Origin of the sequence: Streptomyces finlayi, from assembly GCF_014216315.1 — a bacterium.
GTDB lineage: Bacteria > Actinomycetota > Actinomycetes > Streptomycetales > Streptomycetaceae > Streptomyces > Streptomyces finlayi_A.
The window spans coordinates 1,122,676-1,145,606 of record NZ_CP045702.1; the positions used below are offsets into that span (position 1 = coordinate 1,122,676).

The 22,931-nt window shown below is 70.7% G+C and carries 16 protein-coding genes; all 16 read right to left on the reverse strand.

Going from position 1 to position 22,931, the window contains the following annotated elements:
• Window positions 1-9 precede the first annotated feature (9 nt).
• The gene (locus tag F0344_RS05320; RefSeq protein ID WP_185297667.1) at window positions 10-3,789 is read right to left on the reverse strand and encodes a putative baseplate assembly protein; all 3,780 of its coding nucleotides are present in this window, start codon (window positions 3,787-3,789) and stop codon (window positions 10-12) included.
• The gene (locus F0344_RS05325) at window positions 3,786-7,028 is read right to left on the reverse strand and encodes a baseplate J/gp47 family protein (protein WP_185297668.1); all 3,243 of its coding nucleotides are present in this window, start codon (window positions 7,026-7,028) and stop codon (window positions 3,786-3,788) included. Before F0344_RS05325 ends, F0344_RS05320 begins: the two co-directional genes overlap by 4 nt.
• Window positions 7,025-7,408, reverse strand: coding sequence for a GPW/gp25 family protein (locus tag F0344_RS05330; protein WP_185297669.1), 384 nt, complete (start codon window positions 7,406-7,408; stop codon window positions 7,025-7,027). Before F0344_RS05330 ends, F0344_RS05325 begins: the two co-directional genes overlap by 4 nt.
• A complete protein-coding gene (locus tag F0344_RS05335; RefSeq protein WP_185297670.1) occupies window positions 7,399-7,740 on the reverse strand; it encodes a hypothetical protein in 342 nt (113 codons plus the stop codon). Before F0344_RS05335 ends, F0344_RS05330 begins: the two co-directional genes overlap by 10 nt.
• 21 nt (window positions 7,741-7,761) lie before the next feature.
• A complete protein-coding gene (locus F0344_RS05340; RefSeq protein WP_185297671.1) occupies window positions 7,762-8,289 on the reverse strand; it encodes a phage baseplate assembly protein V in 528 nt (175 codons plus the stop codon).
• Between the two features lie 61 nt (window positions 8,290-8,350).
• Window positions 8,351-9,490 (reverse strand): hypothetical protein, encoded by a 1,140-nt coding sequence (locus tag F0344_RS05345; RefSeq protein WP_185297672.1) that lies wholly within the window; start codon window positions 9,488-9,490, stop codon window positions 8,351-8,353.
• Window positions 9,483-9,866 (reverse strand): hypothetical protein, encoded by a 384-nt coding sequence (locus F0344_RS05350; RefSeq protein WP_185297673.1) that lies wholly within the window; start codon window positions 9,864-9,866, stop codon window positions 9,483-9,485. Before F0344_RS05350 ends, F0344_RS05345 begins: the two co-directional genes overlap by 8 nt.
• A 5-nt stretch (window positions 9,867-9,871) precedes the next feature.
• Window positions 9,872-10,558: a hypothetical protein gene (locus F0344_RS05355; RefSeq protein ID WP_185297674.1), complete on the reverse strand. Its 687-nt coding sequence runs from the start codon at window positions 10,556-10,558 to the stop codon at window positions 9,872-9,874.
• Window positions 10,555-11,265, reverse strand: coding sequence for a hypothetical protein (locus F0344_RS05360; RefSeq protein ID WP_185297675.1), 711 nt, complete (start codon window positions 11,263-11,265; stop codon window positions 10,555-10,557). The genes F0344_RS05355 and F0344_RS05360 overlap by 4 nt, the downstream gene beginning before the upstream one ends.
• A gap of 35 nt (window positions 11,266-11,300) precedes the next feature.
• On the reverse strand, window positions 11,301-17,651 hold the full coding sequence (locus F0344_RS05365) for an eCIS core domain-containing protein (protein ID WP_185297676.1): 6,351 nt from the start codon (window positions 17,649-17,651) through the stop codon (window positions 11,301-11,303).
• Window positions 17,648-17,935: a hypothetical protein gene (locus F0344_RS05370; protein WP_185297677.1), complete on the reverse strand. Its 288-nt coding sequence runs from the start codon at window positions 17,933-17,935 to the stop codon at window positions 17,648-17,650. The genes F0344_RS05365 and F0344_RS05370 overlap by 4 nt, the downstream gene beginning before the upstream one ends.
• Window positions 17,926-20,001: an ATP-binding protein gene (locus tag F0344_RS05375; RefSeq protein ID WP_185297678.1), complete on the reverse strand. Its 2,076-nt coding sequence runs from the start codon at window positions 19,999-20,001 to the stop codon at window positions 17,926-17,928. Before F0344_RS05375 ends, F0344_RS05370 begins: the two co-directional genes overlap by 10 nt.
• Window positions 20,002-20,031: 30 nt before the next feature.
• Complete coding sequence (locus F0344_RS05380; protein ID WP_185297679.1) at window positions 20,032-20,886, reverse strand: DUF4255 domain-containing protein; 855 nt, start codon at window positions 20,884-20,886, stop codon at window positions 20,032-20,034.
• A 3-nt stretch (window positions 20,887-20,889) separates the two neighbouring features.
• Window positions 20,890-21,627, reverse strand: coding sequence for a hypothetical protein (locus tag F0344_RS05385; protein ID WP_185297680.1), 738 nt, complete (start codon window positions 21,625-21,627; stop codon window positions 20,890-20,892).
• Window positions 21,620-22,378 carry a T4 family baseplate hub assembly chaperone gene (locus tag F0344_RS05390; protein WP_258049677.1) on the reverse strand — a complete coding sequence of 253 codons (759 nt, stop codon included), beginning with the start codon at window positions 22,376-22,378 and terminating at the stop codon, window positions 21,620-21,622. The genes F0344_RS05385 and F0344_RS05390 overlap by 8 nt, the downstream gene beginning before the upstream one ends.
• 8 nt (window positions 22,379-22,386) lie before the next feature.
• Window positions 22,387-22,911 (reverse strand): phage tail protein, encoded by a 525-nt coding sequence (locus tag F0344_RS05395; protein WP_033300128.1) that lies wholly within the window; start codon window positions 22,909-22,911, stop codon window positions 22,387-22,389.
• Window positions 22,912-22,931 lie beyond the last annotated feature (20 nt).

The window sequence follows — 22,931 nt, forward strand, 5'->3', positions numbered from 1 at the left end:
CCTGGGTGTTCATCGGGTGACCTCCGTGAGAGTGAGCGTGTCCGGGACTTCCGGTGACAGCAGGACGAGCTGGGCGGGCCGGACGCCGCGGAAGACGAACACCGCGCGGCCCTTCGCCAGGCGCCGGGTGTCGGTGATGTCCGGGTTGAGGCGCAGCAGTTCGGTGAGGGCGATGCCGTACCGGGCGGCGACCCCGGTGAGCGTCTCGCCCTCCGGTGCGGTCACCCGGTGCACGTCCTCGTCGTACGTGGCGAGCCGCGCCGGTACCGTCGTACGCGGTCGTGCGAGGGCGTCCGCGAGTCCGGGCAGACCGTCGGGGGTGAGGGTCGCGGGCACTGCGCCGAACACGTCCACGTCCACGTGGTCGACGCCGGGCACCGCGTGGGCCGTCGCCAGTACGTCCGACAGGTGCGCCGGGCTGCCCAGCTCGCGCCTGGCGCTGCCGAAGCGGGTCAGCAGGGCCTGGCGCAGGCGGGGTTCGACGACGTGCCAGCTGTGGTCGCGGGCCACCTTCACCTTCGCTGCGAGCAGCAGCAGGACCAGTTCGCGCACCTGCACCCGTACCGGCAGCCGGGGGTCCCCGTACCGGGTGAGTGAGGAGCGCAGCGCGGTGAGCACGTCGGAGTCCTCGGCGATGGGGATGTCGTCGACCCCGGCCACCGTCACATGCAGCATCCGCCGTCTGCCGTCGAAGATCTCACGCGCCACGGCCCGGCCGATCCCGCCGCGGGCGCGGGCGAAGTCCTCGTAGTCCGCGACCGACACCAGCCGGTCGAGGGCCGACACGGCGAGCGGCACCGTGGACCGGGTCGCGCCGGGGCCGTCCGCGTCCGCGCCGCCCGTGGCGGGCTGAGGATTGGTGACCCCGGTGACGCCGAGCGGCCGGTTGACCGCCTGGGTGATCCGGTCGGCCCGGACGTTGGCGGCCCGGCCGGTGCCGAAGCGGTAGCGGGCCCGGACGTTCTCGTGCCCACCGGGCAGCCGGGCCCCGTGCACCCCGTCGCCGAAGGTGACCGTGGTCCGGCCGCCCGCCACCCCGCTGACGTACACCCGATCGCGCGGTCCGCGTCCGGCGAGGCTGTCCACCTCGTGCCACAGCAGCCCGTCGACCCGTACGTCGAGGACGGGGACCGCCCCCAGCGCGTTGTCGGTGGGCAGCCAGGTGAGCGGTGACTGCCACAGGGCGAACGTCTGGTTGGTCCGGTCCGGGTCGCCGCTGCCGATCGGCTCCTCCCGGCTCTCGCCGTGCGTGGCCCCCACCACGTTGCCCCGCACCCGCACGGTGGCCCGCCGGTAGCGGTGGACCAGGTCCGTGGTCAGGGTGAGTCTCGTGTGCACGTGGTCGCCGGGCAGCAGCGGGTCGAGCACCTGCTCGACGTCCGCGACCGTCACCAGCTCGGTGGCCCGCCCCGCGGGGACGTCCGTGCGCTCCCCCGACACCATGAGCCGCCGCCCCGGGCGCAGCCCGTCGTACAGCTCGGCCAGTTCGAGCTCATTGCCGTGCACGTCCTCGCCGAGCGGCTCGTCGGCGAGCCGCAGTGCCTGTCCGCCCGCGTGCACGGTCGTGTCCCTGATCGTGGAGAGCAGCACATCGTGCTCGTCGAGCCAGGGGTCCGCCAGGGTCAGTTCCGTACCGCGTCCGGTGATGCCGAAGTCGGTGTACACGGCGGTGCGTACGGCGGTGACCCTGGTGGTGACGAACCTGAGCCTCTCGTCGCCCGGAATGCCGTCGGGGCCCTCGGCGCCCTTGCGGGGACGCTCGATCGCGACCCAGCTGCCGACCGTGACCGAGTCCTGCACCGAGTCGAGGGCGATCACCCGCCGGTCGGCGGGCTCCGGGACGGTGGCGATGCCGATGACCACATTGGCGGGTTCGCTGCCGACCGTGTACCGCACGGTCAGCTCGTAGCCCTCGTGCCTGACCTGTTCGTGGTCACCGGGCGCCAGTCGCCAGGTCCTGGTCTCACCGTTGTGGACGGCGACCTGGACCCGGCCGTCCTCCGCGGGCCGGGAGACGAACAGGGTCCGCTCGGGCAGCCCGGCGTGCAACTGGGCGGTGACGCCCGGCTCCTGCGAGTCGGCGGGCCGCCGGTTCAGCCAGCTCAGATCGTGGTCCTGGCCGGCCCGGGTCCTGACCGTGACCCGGCCGGGTCCCAGGTCGAACGTGGCCTCCGACGGTAGGTTCTCCGACTGCTGGACGGACGAACCCGTCTCGGTGTGCTGGAACTCCGCACGCACCGGGACCTTGCCCGCCGTGTCGAACACCACCCGCATCGTCGTCAGGGCGGAGCCGGTCAGCGGCCAGTCCGCCTGTCTGATCACCCGTCCCCGTGCGTCCTGCACGGGCCGCAGCGGCGCCATCGCGCCGAACGGCGCCACCGTCACCCGCATCGCCTGCACCTCGTGCAGGAGCGACGGCGCGGTGGGGGCGGACTGCCGCCACGCGGGATACATCCCGTCGGCGATCCGCGGGTCGAGCGCCGCCAGCAGCCGCGCCCCGAGATCGGAGCCCGGAGCCGACAGCCGGCCGGCACCGGCGCCGGCCGGCAGGGACCCCGCCCGGGAGCCTGCCCGTACGACCTCTCCGCGCAGCGCTGGAAGTACCGCGCCCAGCGCCCGCAGCGCGGCGGAACCGCCCGGCGCGGCAGCGCGCAGCCCCTCGGGGGCGGCCCTGACCGGCTCCAGCTCGGCTGCCCGCGCCCTGATGTCGCCGATCACCGCCTCCAGCTGCGCGAACCATGCGGCGACGTGCTCGTGCGCTCGCGCGACGACCTGTGCCTCGGCCAGCCGCTCGTGCGGTTCCGCGAGCGCGGCGGCGAGACGGGCGGGTGAGGTGAGGGAGTCCAGTTCGTCCCGCAGCGGTGCGAGCACCTGGGTGTCGAAGTCCTGGATGAACCGGCTGACCGGGCGCGGGTTGGGGTTGTCGGGGGCGGGCTCGCCGTCCTCGACCGCCCGGTCGTCCTCGGTGATCCACTCGCGCAGCAGGGCCACCAGTTCGCCCGGGGACGGCGGGGCGGACTGCTGGAGCGCGATCCCCGTCACGTCGTCCTCGCGGTCGACGCGGAGCCGGGCCACGGTACGGAGCAGTCGTTGCCCCTGCCCGCCGTCCTGCCCGCCGTCCTGCCAGCCCTTGAAGACGAACAGCAGCCGGTCCCCGGTCCCCAGACCGGTCGTGGTGCCCGCCACCTGGATCTCGGAACGCCGGGTCAGGTCCTCCTCGGTCAGCAGCGTGGGCCTGCGCCGGCGCACCGCGAGTTCGTTCCAGGACGCGCGGGCCGCGAGATCGGCATCGGTCTCGAAGACCTGGGAATCCTCCTGGGAGGTGAGCGGCACACTGTTGCTGCGCGCCCCGCGCGGGATGACCACCTCCACGTCCGCACCCCGCGGATCCTGGTCCAGGGTGTACGCGAGATGGGTGTCGGCGGCGATGCCCGGCCGCGGCCGGTGTCCCACCAGGCGCCCGAGCAGCGCCAGTGAGCGGTGTTCGTTCGCGGTGCGCAGATACGCCTCGTCCAATATCCGCTCGGAGTGGAACGTCAGCAGGTCGCCCACGACGGCCCACGCGTCGAGGAGACCGATCGCCGGATCGTCCGGGGTGCGGACCGTGAGCCCCCGCAGCGCCGGATAGGCGGGCGAGGCGAGCCGGTCCACCATGGCCGCCAGGAACGAGCCGTAGTCCCCGACCCGGTAGTCGAGTGCGGTACGCCCCGGCGGGTTGTACAGGGCCTCGGGAGCCCGGTGTTCGTCGTGTCCGCCACAGCCGCAGCCGCAGCCGCCCGTGCCGCTCATCGGCTACCTCCGGCGAGTTCGATGGTCAGCCGCCCGTTCTCGGGCCGGTCCGGGTCGTTGTCGCACCGTGCGATCTCCAGCGGGCCGAGCCGCAGCACGCCTGCCTCCAGGGCCGTGTCGTCCCCGTCGTCCCCGGCCACGTCGTCGAGGAGCCGGCGGAGCCGGGTCACCGTCACGCTCTCCACTCCTCGCACCGCGGCGGCCGCCGCCACCAGCCGGCTGAGCCGCACCGGTTCGCCGAACACCAGGGCATCGGGATGGAAGAAGCCGAGCCGCCCGTCCGGCAGCCGCCCACGGCCCATCAGCCGGTACAGCTCGGTCAGGATCCGGCCGTACTGATGACCGGGTGCCGCACATACCGACAGGGCGATGTCCAGCGCTACGGTGCTCGCGGGGCCTACCACGAGGTCGTGTCCGATCCGCCGGTAGCTCTCCAGCGCGTACGCCACCGAGTCGAGCAGCTCGGGTGCCGGTTCCCCGGCCCCCTGCGCGTCGACGGCGACATGGGCCTCCTGCACGCTGCCCGTCCAGCGGATGTCGGCCGCCGCCCGCTGCACCCCGGGCAGTGCGGAGGCCAGGGCGGCGTAGTCCTCGGCGGTCACCGCGCGCTGCCGGGTGCGTTTCAGGTCGAGCGGAGCCAACTGGCGTACCTGCTCGCTCGGTTCGGGCTCGGTGCCGCCCACGGCGGGCAGCGGATTGCGCACCCCGGCGACCGGCAGCGCCTCAGCCGTGTCCCCTCTTCTCTCGGGGTGCCGTGTGCTTCCTGCGCCCTCGGGGTGCCGTGTGTCCCCCGCGCCCTCGGGGTGCCGGTCACCCAGCAGCACCAGATGGTTGACGGCCTCCGCGCCCACGTTGCCCGCCGTGCCACCACCGAGCCGGTAGTGCAGCCCGAGCCGGGCGCCGGGCCGCGGCCGGGCACCGTGCCGCCCGTCGCCGAACCGCAGGGCGATCCGACCGTCGTCCTCCAGCTCGCCGACGAGATGCCGGTCCCGGTGCCCACTGGCGAGCAGATCCCGCCGCGCGGTCCACGTCTCGTCACCGTCCACAACCGTCACCGCGGGCAGCGCGGCCCGCGGATCCTGGACCAGGGCGGCGGCCGGCCCTCGCAGCACGGGCTCGTCCGGACGCAGCCCGGTCGCGTAGCCGGGGCCCCAGCTGTGCGCGATCTCCCAGGCGATGCCCGCGTCCAGCACCGCACCCGCGCGGGCCCGGGCCGTCAGCACATGGAGCCTGCGCAGCTTCGGCGCCAGCAGCCGCTCACTGCGGTGCAGCAGCTCGCGCAGCGCACGTACCGGGTGACGGTGCAATGCCACATGCTCCAGCGTCCGTAACCCGAAGAGCACGGTCAGCTCGTCGATCTCCGCCTCGGTCAGCCCGTCGCAGTCGCGGGCGCTGCGCCACAGCTCCACCAGCCGCTCCCGCACCCGCCCCGGCACAGCGGCCAGCCGGTCGGCCTGCCCGGCACAGACGTGCTCCGGCAGCGGGAAGGGCGCTGCCTGGACGACGGGAGAGCGCTGGAGCACCGGCCGGAACCGGGGCCGGATGCCCGGGTACACCACCTGCGCGAGCAGCGTGGCCAGTGCCTCCGCCTGCTCGTACGCGGTGCCCGGAACGACCTTCTCGCGCCGGCGCCCCGCCAGCTCCAGGCCGAGACCGGCGCGCGTCACCTGATCGTCGCCGACCTGCGTCGACAGTTCCCGTATCTGCTCGGCGGTGAGCAGCCGTCCGTGCCGGGTCTGTTCCAGACGTTCGCCCAGGAGCCGGGCCGTCGCGTTGCCCGCGTCGGAGTCCCCGCACCCGAAGCCGGACGGCTCGCAGGAACCGAGCACGGCGGGCTCCGGCGGCACGGCCACCGTCTCGGGCAGGGCCCCGCCGAACGTCAGTGACCTGCCGTGGTCGACGAGGATCACGTTGCCCCGCGCGACGCTCACGTCCGGCACGGGTTCACAGCCCGGCCCGCCGCGCGTCGACAGGCACACGGGAAACGCGAGCGCGTCCTCCCTGGCCCAGGTGATCTCAAGGACCGGCTGGTCGCACAACGTGTCCACGCCCGGGGTGACCGAGGTCAGGCGTACGGCCTGCCGGTGCGCGGGGTCCGCGTCGCCCGGCGTACCCGAACGCGCCCCGCGTACCTCCTCGAACAGCAGCAGGTCGCCCGGCGCCAGGGCCAGCGCCCGCACGGTGCACTTCTTGTCGGTCCACTCGTCCCGCAGCGTCGCCGACACCGCGCCCTTCGGCAGGGCGCACACCTCGTCGCCCCAGGTCCACAGGCGGATGGTGTTGTGCGCGGGACGCAGTTCGGCCGGCTCGCCGGCCACCACCGGCTCGAACACCTCCACCGACCCGCGCTCGGCCAGCATCGCCAGCTCACGGTCCTCGATGACGGTGCCGATCTCGGGCCGGTCGCGCGGCCCCAGCGTACGGACGTCGACCGCGGCGAAACGGAACGTACCCGGCAGCAGCGTCAGCCGCTTCGTCACCTCGACGGTGACCAGGGCACGGGCATTGCATCCGTCGTGCATCGGATAGTCGATCAGCCGCACGTGCCGGCGCACCGACACCCGCCTGCGGGCGGTGTCCAGATACGCCTCGGTGGCCACCGCGTCCTGCTGATAGCTGATCCGGTCCGCCATGTGCGCCAGCAGCTCGACGAGGGTGACGCCGAGGTCGGCGGGGTTGCGCTCGACCCAGTCGGGTGTGGTCAGCGCGAGCCGGTCCAGGATGAGCCGTCGTACGGAGTCGTAGTCGCGCGCCGTGTAGTCGATGACGGGCGCCTCGGTCCGGGGGCCGGTGTCACGGCCCGCCGCATCGTCCGCGCAGTCGAAGGGCGTGGGGCAGTCCGGCCGGAACTCGAACTCCGCCCGGAAGTACCGCTGGTCGAACCCGGGGAACGGTTCCGTACCCGGCCGCCCGTATGGATCGGTGTCCACGACCGACAGCTGGTAACGCGAAGTGTCCCCGGTGCGGTCGACCGTCACGACCAGCCGGTCGTCGAGCTCCGGGTCCTCCTCCCGCTCCACGGTCACCTCGACCGCCTCGATACCCGTGATCCGGCGGCCGCCGTCGATCCGGATGTTCTCCGGGCACAGCCCCTGCGGCGCCTTGCCGAGGAACGTCACCGTCAGCGTCAGACCGTCGTCCCCGGCCTCCACCGCGTCCACGCCGTCGAGCCGTGCCGCACGCACCATGCCTCGCCTGCCGTCCGTACGGCAGACCAAATCCCTGCTCGGGCTGCTCATGCGGGCCCGCTCCCTTCGAAGACCTCGTCGCGCCGGTTCCCGGTGGAGCGCACCACATAGCGCAGATACACCCGGACCACGTTCTCCTCGCTCACCACGTCCAGGGACTCCACATCGATCAGCTCGCCAAGCCAGCGCTGTAGCGCGGCCTCCACCGACAGCTCCAGGGCCGAAGCCAGCTCGGGGCTGTTCGGTGTGAACACCAGATCCAGCAGCCCGCAACCGAAGTCGGGCCGCATCACCCGCTCACCGGGGCTGGTGAACAGCAACTGCTCGACCAGATCCCGCACATGCTCGTCGTGCGCGGCGTGAGCCGTCCGCCCGCGCCGGTCGCTGCGGAACGGGAACGCGATGTCGCCGCGTACGGTCCTCATCGGCATGTCGCCCCCTGCCGCGCCGCGGTCACGACCGGTGGTCCCTGCGGTACGAGCGCCGAGCTGAAGCAGTTCGCCGCACTCGTGTGCAGCAGAACGGGCGCGCCGTCGATCAGCACGCCGCCCGTCTGCGGGCTCCACCGGACAGTGGTGCACGGGTGCGGCACCCCGTCGACGGTGTGCGGGCACCCGGTCACGACGAAGGTGTCGGAGGCGGTGTGCACGGGCAGCCCGTCCAGGCGCACGGCCGAGCGCGCCGAGGTGGCGGATGCCCGGCCGCCGTGCGGGCAGTGGAGTGTGGCGGCGGCGCTGACGATGGTCCCTGAGCTTGTGGACAAGAGTCCTCTCCCCGTTGTCTGTTACTGCTTCTTGGCCACGATCAGCCGGCCGTCGTTGATGTTGACCTCGCCGCCGTCCAGCACGATCGAGGCGCCCTGGCCGTTGGCGATCGTCACGCCCTTCTCGTCGACCTGGATGTACGCCCCCGTCGCGGCCTGGAGACGGATGCCGTTGCCGCCGGGCACATCGCCCAGGACGAACTTGTGCCGGTCGGAGGTCTGGATCACCACGTTCTGGTGCACCGGGCCGCCGGTGAGCGCATCGGGCGGCAGCTCGGTCCTGTCCCCGTACCAACAACCGGTCCAGATAGGAAAACTGACATCCCCCTGCTCGAACTCCACCCACACTCCCGCGCCTTCGGCCGGTACCGCGTACTGCCCCGACTGCGGCCCCGTGAACGGCAGGCACGGCAGGGCCCAGGTGGACGTCTCGTCCCCCAGGACGTCCGGCACCTTGACCGTCACCCGCCCGATCTTCAGCGGATCGTCATTGCTCACCACCCGCCCCCGGAACTTGCCGAGAAACCGGTTGTTGGGTCCAGCAGCCATGCGAAGTTCTCCTGGTCCTGATCCTGATCCTGGTCCTGTTCCTGTTCCGCTGTCGCGGCCGTTACGGTCGTACGGTGCCGCTCCGGGCGATGAGGCCCTCGCGCGAGAGCGTGAAGTTCTGCTGGTAGGAGCCCGGCCTGATGGTGTGGGTGACGGACTTGACGAAGTAGTCGCCGTCGTACGTCACCCCGGCGCCACGCACCCCGACGAGCTCGCGCGGCCGCAGGATGTAGCCGTGCCGGTTCACGTCCAGGGAACCGGAGCCGGAAATGGCATCGGCCGACAGCGCGGCGCGCGCCAGCAGCTCCGCCTGGGCCTGCGCCGACTCCTTCTTGGCCGTGCCGGACAGCGTCCTGCGTTTGAGTGCGGGAGTGGCGCGGCGTCCCAGCGGCGGGCGCAGCGGCCCGATGTCTGGCTGCGGCAGGAGCCGGCTGTCGCGAGTGGCGGGGTCCTGCACGCGTGCCTGCGGCTCCTCGCGGGCGGTCCCGTCGTACGCGAAAGTCAGCTGATCCACGGTCGAGTTGACGTCCATGTTCACGTTGAGCGCGTGCTGCCGCTGCCCGATCCGGGCCTCGGGACCCCAGACGGCAGTGGAGCGGCCGGGCCGGGGTCCGGGTTCCAGATAGAACGTGTAGCCGTTGGCGCGCGCCAGCTCGTTCACGTAACTCAGGTCGGTGCCCGACTGGTAGTCGACCCTCAGCCGCTCGCGCGGCGGCTGCTCGATCTGCTCCTGGAAGACGCGGGGCTCGATGCCGTAGTCGGCGTACTTGGCCAGGATGCGTGCGACCCGTCCGGAGGGCCTCAGATTGGGGTACCGGTCGGTGCGCTCCTCCAGATCCATGAGGAGGGTGAGATCCTCACCGGTCACCGTGAGGGTGGAGTGCCCCGGCTGATTGCTGGCGCCGACCTCCTGCCGCACGATGAGCCCGTCGAGCAGCACCCGGGCGGTGCCCTTCACGCTGACGCTGAGAATCACCCGGGTCTTCGGATCGAAGAACCCCTCGGGTAACAGCCTCCGTGACAGCGCCCCCTGCTTGGTGAGGTCGAAAGCCATCTGGAATCCGCTGCGTTCGCCCGCGGTGGCCGTGATCTGCGCCGACAGCAGCGCCTCGGTGACCTCGGGCGGAACGGGCCGGGTCAGCCGCGACCCCGTCTGCAGGGTGATGTGGATGGGCCCGCTCCCCACGGGCTGATCAGGCATACCGCGCCCCCGGCCCCGGGAAGCCCCCGGCATGCGGGATCGCGATGGTGCGGCCCGCCTCTTCGGTCAGCTCCTGCGGGTCGAGCACCGGATTGGCATCGGCGATCTGCCACCACTGCCCCGGGTCCCCGAAGTACCGCTGAGCCAGCAGATCCGGCCGGTCCCCGCTGCTGACGGTGTGCGGCGCGCTCTCCTCGGCCGCCGTCGCCGCCTCGCTGAGCGGCGGCAGCAACCGGCGTTTGGCGTACCGCACTTCGGTCCCGTCGGCCATCCGGTGCACGCCGATCTCGGCGTCGTGGTAGCGGCTGGAGCGGGAGTAGGGGTGGGCGCCGGGTATCGCGTCCAGCGCGTTCTCGTACGGTTCGATGTCGGCCATGTCCTTCAGCTCCTCCCCGTGACGGCATTGCCGCCGGCCAGCCCCAGCGAGCCGAGCCCGCCGCTGCGCGCGGCCCTGGCGAGCCGCTCCTTCTGCGCGAGATGCGCCATGTACAGATCGGCCCCGCGGTGCCCGGCGGGCAGATCGCTGACGCTGAGCACCTTCATGCCGATGCTCAGGCTCGCCCGGATCGGATTCAGGTTCACGTCGAACGCGGACTCGTTGATGGACAGTTCGGTGAGGCGCACGGGCATGACGCGCTTGCTGCCCCAGGTGAAGAGGGTGAGTGGCATCTCGATCGGGCTGATCTCGATGGTCCCCTTCTTGGAGAGCCGGCTCGCTTCCCGTAGCTGAGCGGTGGTCGGATGCACCAGCATTTCGAGGGTGGCCAGCTCGGGGTGGATCCCGTCGGGTGCGGCGACCTCCAACTGGTCGGTGGCATCGATCTCGGCGGTGAACTTCCAGGTCTCCTGAGCGGGCCCCTTGAGCCGAAGAGCCTCGTTCCGGTCCCCGGACCCGCTGCCCCCTCCCCCGGAGTCACCACCGGAGCCGGCCGATTGGGGCGCGAGGCTGCGTTCCAGGGTGTCGGGGTTGAACTGGAGGACGATGATGCGCTGGGGGGTGCCGCGTTCGGGGTCGACTACGACTATGCCGGAGCGGATGGGCTTGGGTATGTCTGCGTAGCGGGTCACAGGCGGGCCTCCAAGCGGGCGCGCAGCGGTGCGTAGTCGTACTCGGGAAAAGCGGTGGGGAACGCGTCAAGCATGGCTTCAAGGTTCTCGACGACGTGCCGCTCGAGGCCACACAGGGAGATATCAGAGAAGAGGTACTGCCAGCCGAAGGTTCCCTTGGTGACGGGGAGTACCTTCATGTATTCCACGTAGTCGAGGTCCAGGCGAACATAGTCAGTCGCGTGCCCCGGATACCGGCTCAGGTCCTTGTCGTAGTACCAGAGTTCCAGTGGATTGACATGAGGTTGAACCCTGACGGCCGTGAGCAGTCCTGCGCCGGAGCGGGGCGTGTCGTCAATCGTACGGAACTCTGCGACCAGCTGCTTCTCCGTGTCGGACGCTCTCTCCCAGGTGAGGTCGGGCGCATTCTTCAGCAGCGCGTCGTAGATGTTGCGCACACGGAACTCTCCGTGGATTTCTGGCGCTCTCTTGCGCTTCACTGATCGCCAGCGGCAAGCGAGCTCGGTGATCCATGGCGTCGCTTCGTCGAAACGGTGATCGAGAATCACATCCTTCCATTCCGATTGCTCGTCGAATTCTGAGGGCTTGCCGGCCGACGGGTCGGTGAAGGTTCCGACGCTCTCGAAGTCAATTTCGAGGATGTCAGATTCCAGTAGCCGGTCGAAGGATGCGTAGAGTGCCGACTCAATCGCCGAATATTCGCGCACGTATCAGATTCCTTGCTGGTTTCGGGTGGGACGGGTCACGGCTTCTTGTCGAAGGTGAGGTGCCCTTCCTGCGCGGCTCGCATGAGCTTGCGAATGTGTCCGTCCCAACCCTTCTTTCGGCGCCGCTTGATGCTTCTGAGCACCTTCAGGTCCGCCAGCAGGACAGACATGCCCGGAATGTCTCCGCTGTGGACTTCGGCGACATCCTCGATGTCCTCGGCTATACCCTTCGGGATATTCAGCATGTTCTGCATGCGAACGGCCGAGTCGTAATTCACATACACCCTGTCTCCGCCGCCCGGTGGCATTTCGAGGTCCGACCGCTCGTTGTAGTCGCGCGGCTGCTTCTCACGGACCCACGTGTTTTTCTGATAGTCGGGGTAGTAAGCACCCCACTCCGTCCTGAGGAACGAAGGGAATCCGCGAGGCTCCCCGGAGTGGTAGTTCACCTTGACGTCGTACCAGGCAATCTTATTCTTCCCGGAGCGGATCCACTGCTCGGCCGGCTTTTCAACCTCGTTCTTAAAGTTCTGGTTCACTCTATTGCGGGCCGGCACGAGATTTCGCCCGTCGGCGGTTCCGCCCAGCAGTTCTGTCAGCAAGTGCTGCCGGACCCAGAAGTTACTGGAGTCCGCGTTGAGGTCGTACTTGTTGATGTGACGGAACCCGATGGGCTCATCCTTCCGAATCTTGTCCGCTTTCTGTCCGCGCGTCTCCGCCCATGACTCATTGATGGCCTCCGCAGTGAAATCGGTGGCCAGTACGTTATTCATCTTCGACGGGGCACTCGGTTTGGGAAGCGGGGGATCCGGTTTACTGTGGTCGACCTTGGTCTCGTAGGTACTGAATCCCGGTGTCACGGGAACGGAAGGGTTGAGTCGCGCAATGACGGTGAACTTCTCACCCCCCTCCTTCTCCTTGTAGAGGGAGGTCAATCTGTAGTGCCTTCGCAAGCCGGCCAGTAGCGCCCGGTGGGTGTCGAACTCGATTCCTTGATCGAGACGCTCCTTGAGGATCTTCCGGATCTTCGCTGCTATCAACGCCAGGCGCGCGTTCTTCGCGGTGTCCGAATCCTCCTCGTTGTTCCTGTCCTGCTTCCTGTCGTCGTTGCCGTTGCCGTCCTTCGGCCTGTTCGGGCGACCGTTGTCACCCTTCGGTTTGCTCGGCCCGTCCTTATCGCCCGTCGGCCTGTTCGGATCTGTTTCCTTCGGTTTGTTCGGACCTGTGTCCTTCGGGTTGCCCGGGGTCTTGCCGTCTTCCTTGGGCTTGGTGGAGGCGCTGCCCTCTCCGGGCTTGCTATTGGCGTCTTCCTTCGACTTGGGCGCCGCGTACGGGTCGGTCTTCGGCGCCGGCTGCGGTTCCGGCGTCTGTTTGGGCTTCGCAGCCGGAGTCGGGCTGGTGTGCGGCTTCGTTTCGTCCTTGCCCGTCGGCTTGTTGCCGTCCGTCGGCGCCTTCTGTGTGCTGGGCGCCTGCTTGCCGGGGCTGGGGAATTTCTTCCCCGGGCCGGTCGTCGGGGGAATCTTCGGGGCGGCGGCCTCCGGCTTGGCGCTTGGGTGCGGAGACGACGTGGCCGGGCGGGTCCCCGGAGCAGCATTCGCCGGACGTGCGGCCGGAGTCTCCGGCCGCTTGGACGGGGTTGTCGGGCGCGGTGACGGCGTAGCCGGACGGGTCCCCGGAGTGGTGGGACGTCCGGCCGGAGTCGCCGGGCGGGCAGCCGGAGTGGTTGTCGGCTGGTTCTGGTCCTGCTTCGTGCCCGGCCCTCCCTTGTCGTCCGAGCCCGCGGCGCCCGGTCCCTTGTCGCCGCCCTTGTCCTTGCCGAGCTTGGCGGCGACGCCCTTGAGGCGCCTGCCCACCTTCGCCACGTACTTGCCGATGCCGCTCAGCAGCGCCTCGTAGGCAAGTTCGAGCAGCGCCACGATGCCCGCCGCGACGGCCTTCGCGAAGAGGATGCCCGCACCGCCCTGGCGGACGGCCTTGAGCCAGCTGATGACCGCGCCGATGGCGCGCAGGATCTCGCCGAGTGCGCCGATGGCCACCCGGATTGCGTCGATCACGGCCATCGCCCACCCCGCGCCCGGGATCAGTTTGGCGATGACCTTGGTGATCACGATCTCGCCGATGATGAAAGGGAGTTGGGGGACGATGGCGGCCCACGTTTCCTTGATGATCTTCTCAAGGGTGAAGCCACCCTTGATCAGCTTCTCGATGATGGCCTTCGGGATGCCGATGATCTCTTCGATCTTCGACTGGAACCAATGCTTGACGGCCGCCTGGACCTCCCGGAACAGGTGGTTCTTCGCTCCGTCCACCGCAGAGTTCTTGGCACCGCCGAGCCAGCCGCCCGGATCGCTGAGGAAGTCGACCGCGATGAGCATGAAGTCGCCGAGCGCGCTCAGCAGTTTGGCGGCAAAGTCCAGCACCGACTTGACCGCATCCACTACTGCCTTGATCACGTCCTGGAGCATCTTCTTGAGCAGGTCAAGGATGCTGCTCAGGAGCTTGCCGATGGCGTCCAGCAGATCCGTGATGATCTGCTTCAGCGCCGTGGCGAGCCTGTTCACGAAGGCGATCGCGGCCGCGATCAAGCCCGTGATGAACTTCCTGATGCGGTTGGCCAGTTCGATGATGGCCCGCACCATCGCCTTCGCGAACTCGATCAGATCGTTGATCAGATTCTTGATCGCGTCGACGATGAACTTGCGGGCCTCGTTGATCCAGCGCTCGACCGTCTCCTTGAAGTTCTTGATGAAGCCGACGACCGCGTCACGCGCCGCCTTGATGACGCGGACGATCGCGTCCTTGATCTCGATGACCTTCTGCTTGATCCAGTCGAAGGCCTTGCTGACCCAGTTGCCCGACTGCTCGACGCTGTCGTCGCGCTTCTTCTCCGCGTCCTTCTCGGCCTTGGTGTTCTCGTCCTGGATCTTCTTGTCGCTGTCGTCCTTCTCCTTGACGACGTCTTCGTCGGTCTTCTTCTCCTTGTCCTTGACGTCCGTGCGGACCTTCTCGTGCCGCTCGGTCTTCTTGGTGCCGAGGGTCTTGAGCTCCGCGTCCTGCTCCGTGCGCCAGTCGGCTCGCTCTGCGGTGACCTCGTTCAGGGCCTTATCGCGCTCGCCCGCCTGGCTCTCGGTGTTGGTCGCGATCTCGGCGTCGACCTTCGCCTTGTGCTTCTGCTGCGAGTCCCGGAAGTCCTTGTCCTTGGTCTGCCGGCCCTCGGACATGCCCTTCTGGCCCTCACCGAACGCGGCCTGGAACTGCGGCCCCTGTTCGTGCTCCGCCACTTCGGAGGCTGCCTCCGGGGGTACGGCTCCGGTTCCGGCGTTGCCGTCGGGAGCGCCCCCGTTGCCGCCCTGCCCGCCGGGGACCTTCGCCGTCATCTGCTCCTTGGGAGCATTGGGGTAGACCTGGTTCTCCCCCATCGGGCGGGCGGCGTCGTCCTTGCCCGTCGCCACCGTTTCCTGGCCCTTGGTGTCGACGGCCGCGCCCTGCTCACCGGCCGTCTGCTCGGCGGCGCCTTCCATCTCCACGCCCGGCGCGTTTCCCGCCTGGGCCTTCTTCAGCGCTTCGTCCTTGGTCGGCAGCCCGGCGAACTTGGCGGCCAGTTCGGACTCGTCGATGTCGGCGCCGAAGAAGTTGGCGACCTTGGCCAGTCCGAAGCCCAGGGCCATCTTGAAGGTGTCCCAGCCGCCCGGCTCCTCCGCCTTCTCCGCCTCGATCTGGCCCTCGGGCTCCTTGGCGCCCTTGACCTCGGCCTTCTCGTCCTTCGGGGGCTCGGACTTCTCCGCCGCGTCCTGGGAGTACTGGGCCGGCGCATCGGCCTTCGGCTTGCCCTGGAGCGTCTGCGGTGCGCCCGCCGGACGTTGCATCGAGGGCGGCGCGGCCGCGAGGGTCTTGTGCTCGTCGCCGACGGTGCGGTCCACGGAGCCACTCACACCGGTCATCGCCTGAAGCGCCTTGTGCGGCTTGAGCTTCGAGGCTGTGGACAGACCGGCTTCCGGGGCCACCCCGGAGAGGTTCGGGGCCGGTGCCGAGTCCTTCTTGCCCTTGCCCGGTGCGGCAGCCTTGGCCCCACCGCCACCTCCGCCGCCTGATCCCTTGGCGGCGGGAGCCGGCTTGGACGCTGCGGCCTTGGGAGCCGGTGCGGCCTTCGCCGCGGTCGGGGCGTCGGGAGCCCTCGTGGGTTCCGGGGCGGCGGTGGGTGCGGATGCCTTCGGTGCCTGCGTCTCCGTACGAGAAGCAGGCTCGCTGCTCGCCGGGCCGCTGTCCGGCGACTCGGTCGGTGCACCGCCGGACGTATCCACGTTGGACCCGCCGGAGACATGGGTGTCCCGTGCGGGTGAGGGGGCCTGCGCGTCCGCCGTCGGTTCGCTCCTGCCCGCCGGAGCCGCGTCGGTCTTCTTCTGCTCCTCCTTGGCCGCGGGTTCCGGCGCCGCCGCGTTACCTGCCACCGCCTGTGGGGATGCCTTCTCCTGCGCACCCGCCGACGTCTCGCCCCCGGCAGGAGTGCCCTTCTCCTCCTTGGCGGCCGCCTCCTTCGCATCACTCCCGGCCTCCGAGGTGCCCGGCGCCTCCTGCACCGCCGTCTGCGCGGCGACGGGACCCGCCTTCGGATCGGCGCCGCTCTTCGGATCGCGTGAGCCCGTCGCCGGCTTTACCTCGGCGGCCTGTTCCAGGGCGAGTCCGCCCAGCTGCGTGTCTCCCGGCCCGCCTTCGTCAGCCTCGGCCGACGGCTCCGTATCGGCTGGTGAGCCGACGATGTCCTCCTCGGTCTCGGTCTCCGCCGCAGCGTCCTCGGCGTCCTCCGCATCCCGCTCGGCCTGCACCTGGTCGGCCTTGGTCACCGGCGGTACGGGGAACGACGGGGCGGACGAGGAAGGGTCCAACTTGTCCGCGGTCGGCACGGCGGCGACATCGAGGTCCTGAGCGGGCAGGAAGTCCTCCGGTCGGAGCTTGACGTCCCAGGCGCTCGGCTCCCCACCGCCGACCTCGACCTCCGACTCGCTGCCGGAAGCGAATGGATCGTCGTCGGACTTCTCCTCCGGGCCGTCGAGGTCCTGGTTGCGTACGCCGTCGAGTGTGCTGAACGCACCGGGCAGCTGGTCTCCCTTGCCCGACGTGGTCGGCGAACCCGTCGGCTGCACCGAGCCGCGCTTGTCCTCCTGCTTCAGCTGCTGGCCCGCCACGAGCGCATCGACCGCGCCCGGACGGTTCTTGGCCGCGGACTCCTCCTTGCTCGCGGCCGGGGCGCCCTGCTGCTCCTGGTCCTCCTGGCCCTCCTGGCTGTCCTTGCCCTGGGCGGAGCCTGCGGGCTCCTTCCCGCCGCCCTCGGACGACGACTGCTGCTGAGGCGCGGCAGCCGGTGCCGCCGGAGCGGCCGACTCCTGGCCCTCCGACGCCGTACCTGCGCCGCCGCTTCCCGAGTCAGCGACCGGTTCCTGGTCCCGGTCCCGGCCCTCGTCCCGGCCCTCGTCCTGAACCTTCTCCGGGCCCGGCGCCGCCGCGGGCTGCTGCTCTTCCTCCCGCTGTTCCTCGGCGGCCCGCCGCTCGGTCTCGCGCTCGTACCACAGCTCCTGGACCGGATCGTTCTCGACGGTCGGGGCCTCGGATGAGTTCCGCTCCAGATCGTCGTAGGCCTCGACCTCGTCGACCAGGTCGAGCACCCGCTCATGCTCCGGACTGAGCAGCCTGGTCTCCAGGCGCTCCAGGACGCTGTCCCGCAACTCCTCCGGCAGTCTGACCAGTTGCTTGCGGGTGCGCTTCGACCGGTCCTCCGGGTCACCGCGCAGCGACCGTACGACCGAGTTGGCCAGCCGATCCACGAGCGTTGCCGGGTCGATCTGCTCCAGCCGGTTCCGGTCCGCGTCCACCGTCGCGTACCGCAGCCAGCCGGGCGTCGACCGCCCCTCCTCGACCTGGGTGTCTGGCTGCCCCTCCCGTACGGACTCCTGTGCAGCCGACTCCGCCTCGCGTTCCATCGCCTGCTGCGGCAGGCTCACTTCGCCCAGATCGCGCCCGGCGCGCAGCGCGCCGAGACCGTGCGGGTTCTGCACCGTGTGCAGCAGCTCATGGGCGAGCAGGCGCTGACCGTCCAGCGTGCCGGGACGGTAGGTCCCCTCGCGGAAGAAGATGTCCTGACCGACCGCGACCGCGTCCGCGCCGAGCATCTCGGTGAGCGCGCCCGCGTCCGGGTCGGTATGCAGCCGCACCCGGCTGAAGTCGTGCCCGAGCTGCTCCTCCAGCTCCCGCCGTACGCTCAGGTCCAGCGGCTGGCCCGCACCGCTGACGATGTTCTTCGGTTCGGGCGCACGGGATGCGGCCCGTTCCTTGCGCTTGCGACGCTTGGCGGACTGGTCGGACCGGGTTTCCTGCGAGTGGGACGTACTCATCGCGTCACCTCACCCCCGCCCGACAGGCCCGTGTGCACCGCGCGCGCCAGCTCCTGGCCGAGGCGCCGCGCGGAAACCGTCGCGGGCAGCGGGGGCAGCCCGGCCAGGGCGTCCAGCGCCTGCCCGCCGTTCGCGGCGAGGGGCACGCCCCGCTCCCGTAGGAGCCGGCCCAACTCGGCCTGGAACGCCTCCGAGACGCGTTCCGGGTCCACCCGTCCGAACCCGTCGAGCACCAGCTCGCCGATGTCCACCCGTACCGTGCGCTGCTGCTCGTTCAGACCCATCCGTGCACCTCCGAAGGTGTCAGGGAGCGGTCGAGCTTCAGGTACTCGGTACGGGCGGCCTCCAGCATGTGGCGCATCCGGAGCCTGTCCCCCTCCTCCGCGGCGAGGAAGGCCGCCGACAGCGCGATGTTGCGGATGGATCCGCCCGCCACGGTGAGCCGGGCCAGCAGCTCCGGGTCGACGCCCTTCACCGGCGCCCGCGCGGGCAGTACCCGGCGCCAGATCTCGGCCCGCTCGCTCTCGCCGGGGAACGGGAAGTCGACGACGAAGCGGATGCGGCGCATGAACGCCGTGTCCAGTGCCTGCTTCATGTTCGTCGTGAGGATCGCGAGTCCCCGGTACGCCTCCATCCGCATCAGCAGATAGCTGACTTCGAGGTTGGCGTACCGGTCGTGGCTGTCCTTGACCTCGCTGCGCTTGCCGAACAGCGCGTCGGCCTCGTCGAACAGGAGCAGCGCCCCGCCCTGCTCGGCGGCGTCGAAGACCTTGCGCAGATTCTTCTCGGTCTCACCGATGTACTTGCTGACCACCTGGGAGAGATCGATGACGAACAGGTCCAGGCCCAGCTCCTTCGCCATCACCTCGGCTGCGAGGGTCTTGCCCGTACCCGAGCCGCCCGCGAAGAGCGCGGTGACGCCCAGGCCCCGGCGCAGCGTCTCGGCGAAGCCCCACTCCTGGTACACGGTCGGCCGCTGCCGTACGTGCGCGGTGATCTCGCGCAGGACCCGCAACTGCCGCTCCGCCAGCACCAGATCGCCCCAGGCCGCCTGCGGCTCGATCCGGCGGCCCAGCTCGTCCATGCCCATCCGTGCCTCGGTCAGGCCGGCCTGCCAGGCGAGCCCGGTGGCATCCAGTTCGTCCTCGCCCGGCAGGTCCCGGGCCACGGCCGCTGCGGCCGAGCGGACCAGATGCGGTGGCAGTGAGAACTGCGCCACGAGGTCCCGCAGATCGGCCTCCCGTACGTCCGGAACGGCCGCGAACGCGTCGGTCCACACGCCGAGCTGCTCGTCGGCGTCCAGGGGCGGAACGGTGACGCGTTCACCGCGTGGACGTGCCGTCCGCCGTGGGTCGGCACTCGACACGACGAGGGGCACGGCCGCGCTCTCGACGAACATCTCGGTGGCGGCGGCCTGTTCGCTGTCCACCTCCGCGCTCTCCACCAGCAGCGCCGCGGGCAGCAGGATCGCCTCGCGCTGCCACAGCCGGGCGAGCAGGTCGCGCTGGGCAGGGGCGGCCGGGATGTCGGCGGCGGACATCTCGTAGAGACCGAGTCCCGAGCGGCGGGCCGCGACGGCGGCGATGTCCGCGCGGGTACGGAGATCGCCGCCGACCAGCTCGACGCGGAGCGGTGCCCCGCGCCCCGCGCCGGACCAGCCCGCCGCGACCCGGCTCGCCGCCAGCTCGTACGAGGCGGGCAGGGAGTCCGGCACGGTGATGCGGCGCAGCAGCCCGTGCAGCCGGGCGTCCAGGTACGGCGAGCCGACCAGGAAGTGCAGGATCCGTTCGTCGAGCCGGAGCCGGGACGTGGTCAGCCGGGTCTCGTCGTCGAGCTCGACGATCCGCCAGCGCCGCAACGGGGCGACGGGTGTGAGGGCGCTCCAGTGCGGATCGCGGAGCGCGGCGAGGGAGAGCGAGAAGGTGGGGTACGTACGCTCCGGGTCGCCGCAGGCCGCGGCGCACCGGGTGCCCGTCGTGGGCTCCAGCTCGGCTGCTGCGGCCAGCAGGACGATCTCCCGCTCGAACGCACTGAGCCCGAAGCAGGCGACGAGAGCGTCGAGGGTGGCGGGGCGGGCACTGTCCGAGGGAGTGACTCCGGTGCCGGTGCCGAGTCCGGGTCCGGGTCCGGATGTGGTGCCGGGTCCGGATGTGGTGCCGGGTCCGGCCACGGCTGTGCCGTCGGTGGGTGCGCCGGTGTCCGCGGCGTCGGCCGGGGCCGGGCGGCCCGTGGCGCGCCCGGCGTGGGCGTCGACACGGGCGAGTACGGCGTGGACGGCCGCCGAGAGCGCCCGTCCCTGCGCTTCGGCTTCCCGGCCCTCACTCCGACCGGCCCCTTCATGCGTACCCATGTCCTCACCCCCCGTGTTCAGCACTCCGGCTCAGCCCTTGTCGTCCGGCGCCGGCGTATCGCTCCCGGCCGTTCCCCGGGGCCGGGGCGGTGCCGCCCGCTTGGCCGGGGCCTTCTTCGGTGCGGCCTTCTTCGGTGCGGCCTTCTTCACCGGGGCCTTCTTCACGACGGCCTTCGGAGGTGCGGGATCGACGGGATCAACAGGAGCGACGGTTGCGGCAGGAGCCTCGTCCGTCGCAGAAGCCGAAGAAGCCACCGGCGCCCCGGGAGCCCCGGGAGCCCCGAACGGAAGCACCCGTACCGTGCGCTCCTCCACCCGCTTCGCCGGGACCGGCTTCTCGCGGCCCTCGATCACCACCAGCGACGCCTGGTAGGCCACCGACAGGGTGTAGGGGGTCTGGTGCAGCATCCCCCAGAGCTTGGACGTCTCGTCGACGTCCATGACCGTCGGCGTGAAGCGCACCCGCTGCAACGAGTCCGCCAGATCGCTGCCGGCCAGATACGGCCGCTCGGCGGCCAGCTCGATCAGCTCCCGCGGCAGCACCGGCATTTCGTGCAAGGTGCGGATCACGCACCCCAGCAGCCGCTGCCCGACCAGCTCCGCCTCCTCGCCGTACGCGCTGATCACGTAGTGCAGGTCCAGCGGCGCGGCGGCCCGGTTGCGCAAGGTGCCGTCGGCGGCGCGCGTCGGCAGGTTCTCGTTGCGCATACCGGCGTTCGGCGTCACCTGGTAGAGGAACACCGTGATGGTCGGCTCGCCCGGCGGCTCCGACGGCGGTTTTCGGGTCTCCACCTTGACCGCTATGTCCATCTCGGGTCCCAGGTTGCCCTCGATGAGCAGGGCGAGCGCCTGGGTGACCGTGGCGACGGCGAGTGCGTTGCTCATGCGTCAGTCCCTCTTCCCGCCGCGCGACAGGTAGTCGTCCAGAGTCAGTACGGGCGCCGGCCGGCCGGTCCGCTGTGCGGGGCGCCCGGCCGGTGAACCGTTCGCACCGGGCTGCGGTGCCGCGCTGACCTCCAGCCGGCCGATCTGTACGTGCACGACGCGTTCGGCCGGGCGCGACGCGCGCCGCCCCACCGAGCCGAGCACCGCGCCCCGCGCGGCTGCGGCGGCGGAGTCGCGCGGCGCGGGACGCGCGGCCGCACGCGCCGGTGGCGCGGCCACCGGGGCCGGGCCGGCCGTCAGGAGGGGCGCCGATGTCGCGTCGTCCGGCGCGGAGGGCCGTCCTCGGTGTACCGCACGCACACGCCCGGTCCCGTCGGGCCGGGCCGTCGGCGACGGGGCGGCCGGGGACCGCGGTGGTGGCGCCGGCACGGCGGGCGGGGCCGGCCGGCGGGCATCGCCCGGGGCCGGGACCTGCTCGGTCCGCACCACGGTGTGCCGCTCGGTGCGCACCTCCCGGTCCGGCCGCAGCGACCGGGGCCGGTCCGGGGCGATCGCCGGAGCGGAGGGGATCAGCGCGGCCGGCTCGTCCGGTTCGGGCGGCCCGTGGCGCAGGGCCTCGGCACGCTCGAACGGGCCGGCCGACCGCGGCCGTACCCGCACCCGCGTTCCGGGGTCGCGGGCGTCGTCGGCGGCGCCCGCCGGCGTGTACCGGACGAGCAGCCGGTCGAAGTAGTCAGGCATCGGTGCACAGCTCCAGGTAGTAACGACGCCGCATGGGGCCGAGCGCCAGGACGTCCGGCTCGGTCCACCCGTAGGCGGAGGCGAGCAGATGGACGTCCAGCAGCAAGTCCCTTGCCCAGGTGTCCAGTTCGGTCCACAGGTAGGAGGTGATGTCCAGTTCGGCCGGGGTGGCCTCACCGCATTCGGGGCACGCCACGTTCAGCGTCACCTCGGCCGTCGGGTCCGCCTCGGCGGCCTTCTCGGCGATGAGCCGCTCCACCCGTTCGGGCAGCAGAGCCGCCAACTGCTCCGCGGCGACCGGTTCCCCGCCGCGCAGGGCCCGCACCGTGCAGTCCGCCACCAGCAGTCGCCTGGCCTCGGCGGACGAGGCGGCCGCACCGGCCGCCGCGAGTCCGGCGACGGTGGGCAACCGGAACTCGACCACCCAGTCGTCCTCCGCCACCCGCAGCGGCCGGTCTCCCTCCGCCGGACGTACGCCCAGCGCCCCGGCGTCCAGTTCGAACTCCATGGCCTCACCGCAGGCGCCGCACTCGACGCGCACCTGCATCCGCTCACCGAACAGCGACCGGCGCAGCGCGAACAGATCCGCTTCCCGCTCGCCGACCGGCACCGACAGCAACTCGTCGGTACCGGCCCCCGGGCGGGCCGCCCGGTGCAGCAGCAGCGACTTCTCCGCCGCCCCCAGGGCCAGCCCGGTCTCCCAGACGGCCAGTAGCTCGGCGGGCCCCACCGGGGCTGTCCCAGGGATCACGGTGACGTTCAGGCCGGGTGGGTGAAGGACGGCTCGACCGGTTCCGGAATCTCGTAGTCCCGCTCCCAGCCCTCGCACTCCAGCTTCACGCTCTGGATGGCGACGGCATTGGCGTTCGCGTCGAGTTCCCCGATGACCTGGTACTCGCTGACCCACGCCCGGTAGAGCTTGTGGGAGACGGCCACCTGCCCGGCCTCGTTGAGGACCTGGATGATGATGTCCTTGCGGAAGTCCCGGAGCGAGACCTCCGAGCCGAGCCCGGCGCCGACCTGCCAGACCTTGTTGGCCCACCGGTCGAATTCGGGGTCGTGGGTGACACCGCGCTCGAGGGTGACGCCCTCGAATTCGGAGCGGCCCGGCGACTTGCGCGGGGAACTGGGGTCACCGCCGTGGCGGTGCTTGACCACCTCGGTAGTGCGTTTCAGGGGACTGATCTTACTGATGCCCGCGACCGTTCGACCGTCCCACAGAACCAGGAACTTGAAATTCTTGTAGGGGTCGAAGCGATGGGCGTTTATCTGGAACTCAGCCATCGGTGTCCTTCGTGTTCCTT

Coding starts and splice junctions, on each gene's coding strand:
- F0344_RS05320 (WP_185297667.1), bottom strand. CDS start 3,789: ATGAGCGGCACGGGCGGCTGCGGCTGCGGCTGTGGCGGACACGACGAA.
- F0344_RS05325 (WP_185297668.1), bottom strand. CDS start 7,028: ATGAGCAGCCCGAGCAGGGATTTGGTCTGCCGTACGGACGGCAGGCGA.
- F0344_RS05330 (WP_185297669.1), bottom strand. CDS start 7,408: ATGCCGATGAGGACCGTACGCGGCGACATCGCGTTCCCGTTCCGCAGC.
- F0344_RS05340 (WP_185297671.1), bottom strand. CDS start 8,289: ATGGCTGCTGGACCCAACAACCGGTTTCTCGGCAAGTTCCGGGGGCGG.
- F0344_RS05345 (WP_185297672.1), bottom strand. CDS start 9,490: ATGCCTGATCAGCCCGTGGGGAGCGGGCCCATCCACATCACCCTGCAG.
- F0344_RS05350 (WP_185297673.1), bottom strand. CDS start 9,866: ATGGCCGACATCGAACCGTACGAGAACGCGCTGGACGCGATACCCGGC.
- F0344_RS05365 (WP_185297676.1), bottom strand. CDS start 17,651: ATGAGTACGTCCCACTCGCAGGAAACCCGGTCCGACCAGTCCGCCAAG.
- F0344_RS05370 (WP_185297677.1), bottom strand. CDS start 17,935: ATGGGTCTGAACGAGCAGCAGCGCACGGTACGGGTGGACATCGGCGAG.
- F0344_RS05375 (WP_185297678.1), bottom strand. CDS start 20,001: ATGGGTACGCATGAAGGGGCCGGTCGGAGTGAGGGCCGGGAAGCCGAA.
- F0344_RS05380 (WP_185297679.1), bottom strand. CDS start 20,886: ATGAGCAACGCACTCGCCGTCGCCACGGTCACCCAGGCGCTCGCCCTG.
- F0344_RS05385 (WP_185297680.1), bottom strand. CDS start 21,627: ATGCCTGACTACTTCGACCGGCTGCTCGTCCGGTACACGCCGGCGGGC.
- F0344_RS05395 (WP_033300128.1), bottom strand. CDS start 22,911: ATGGCTGAGTTCCAGATAAACGCCCATCGCTTCGACCCCTACAAGAAT.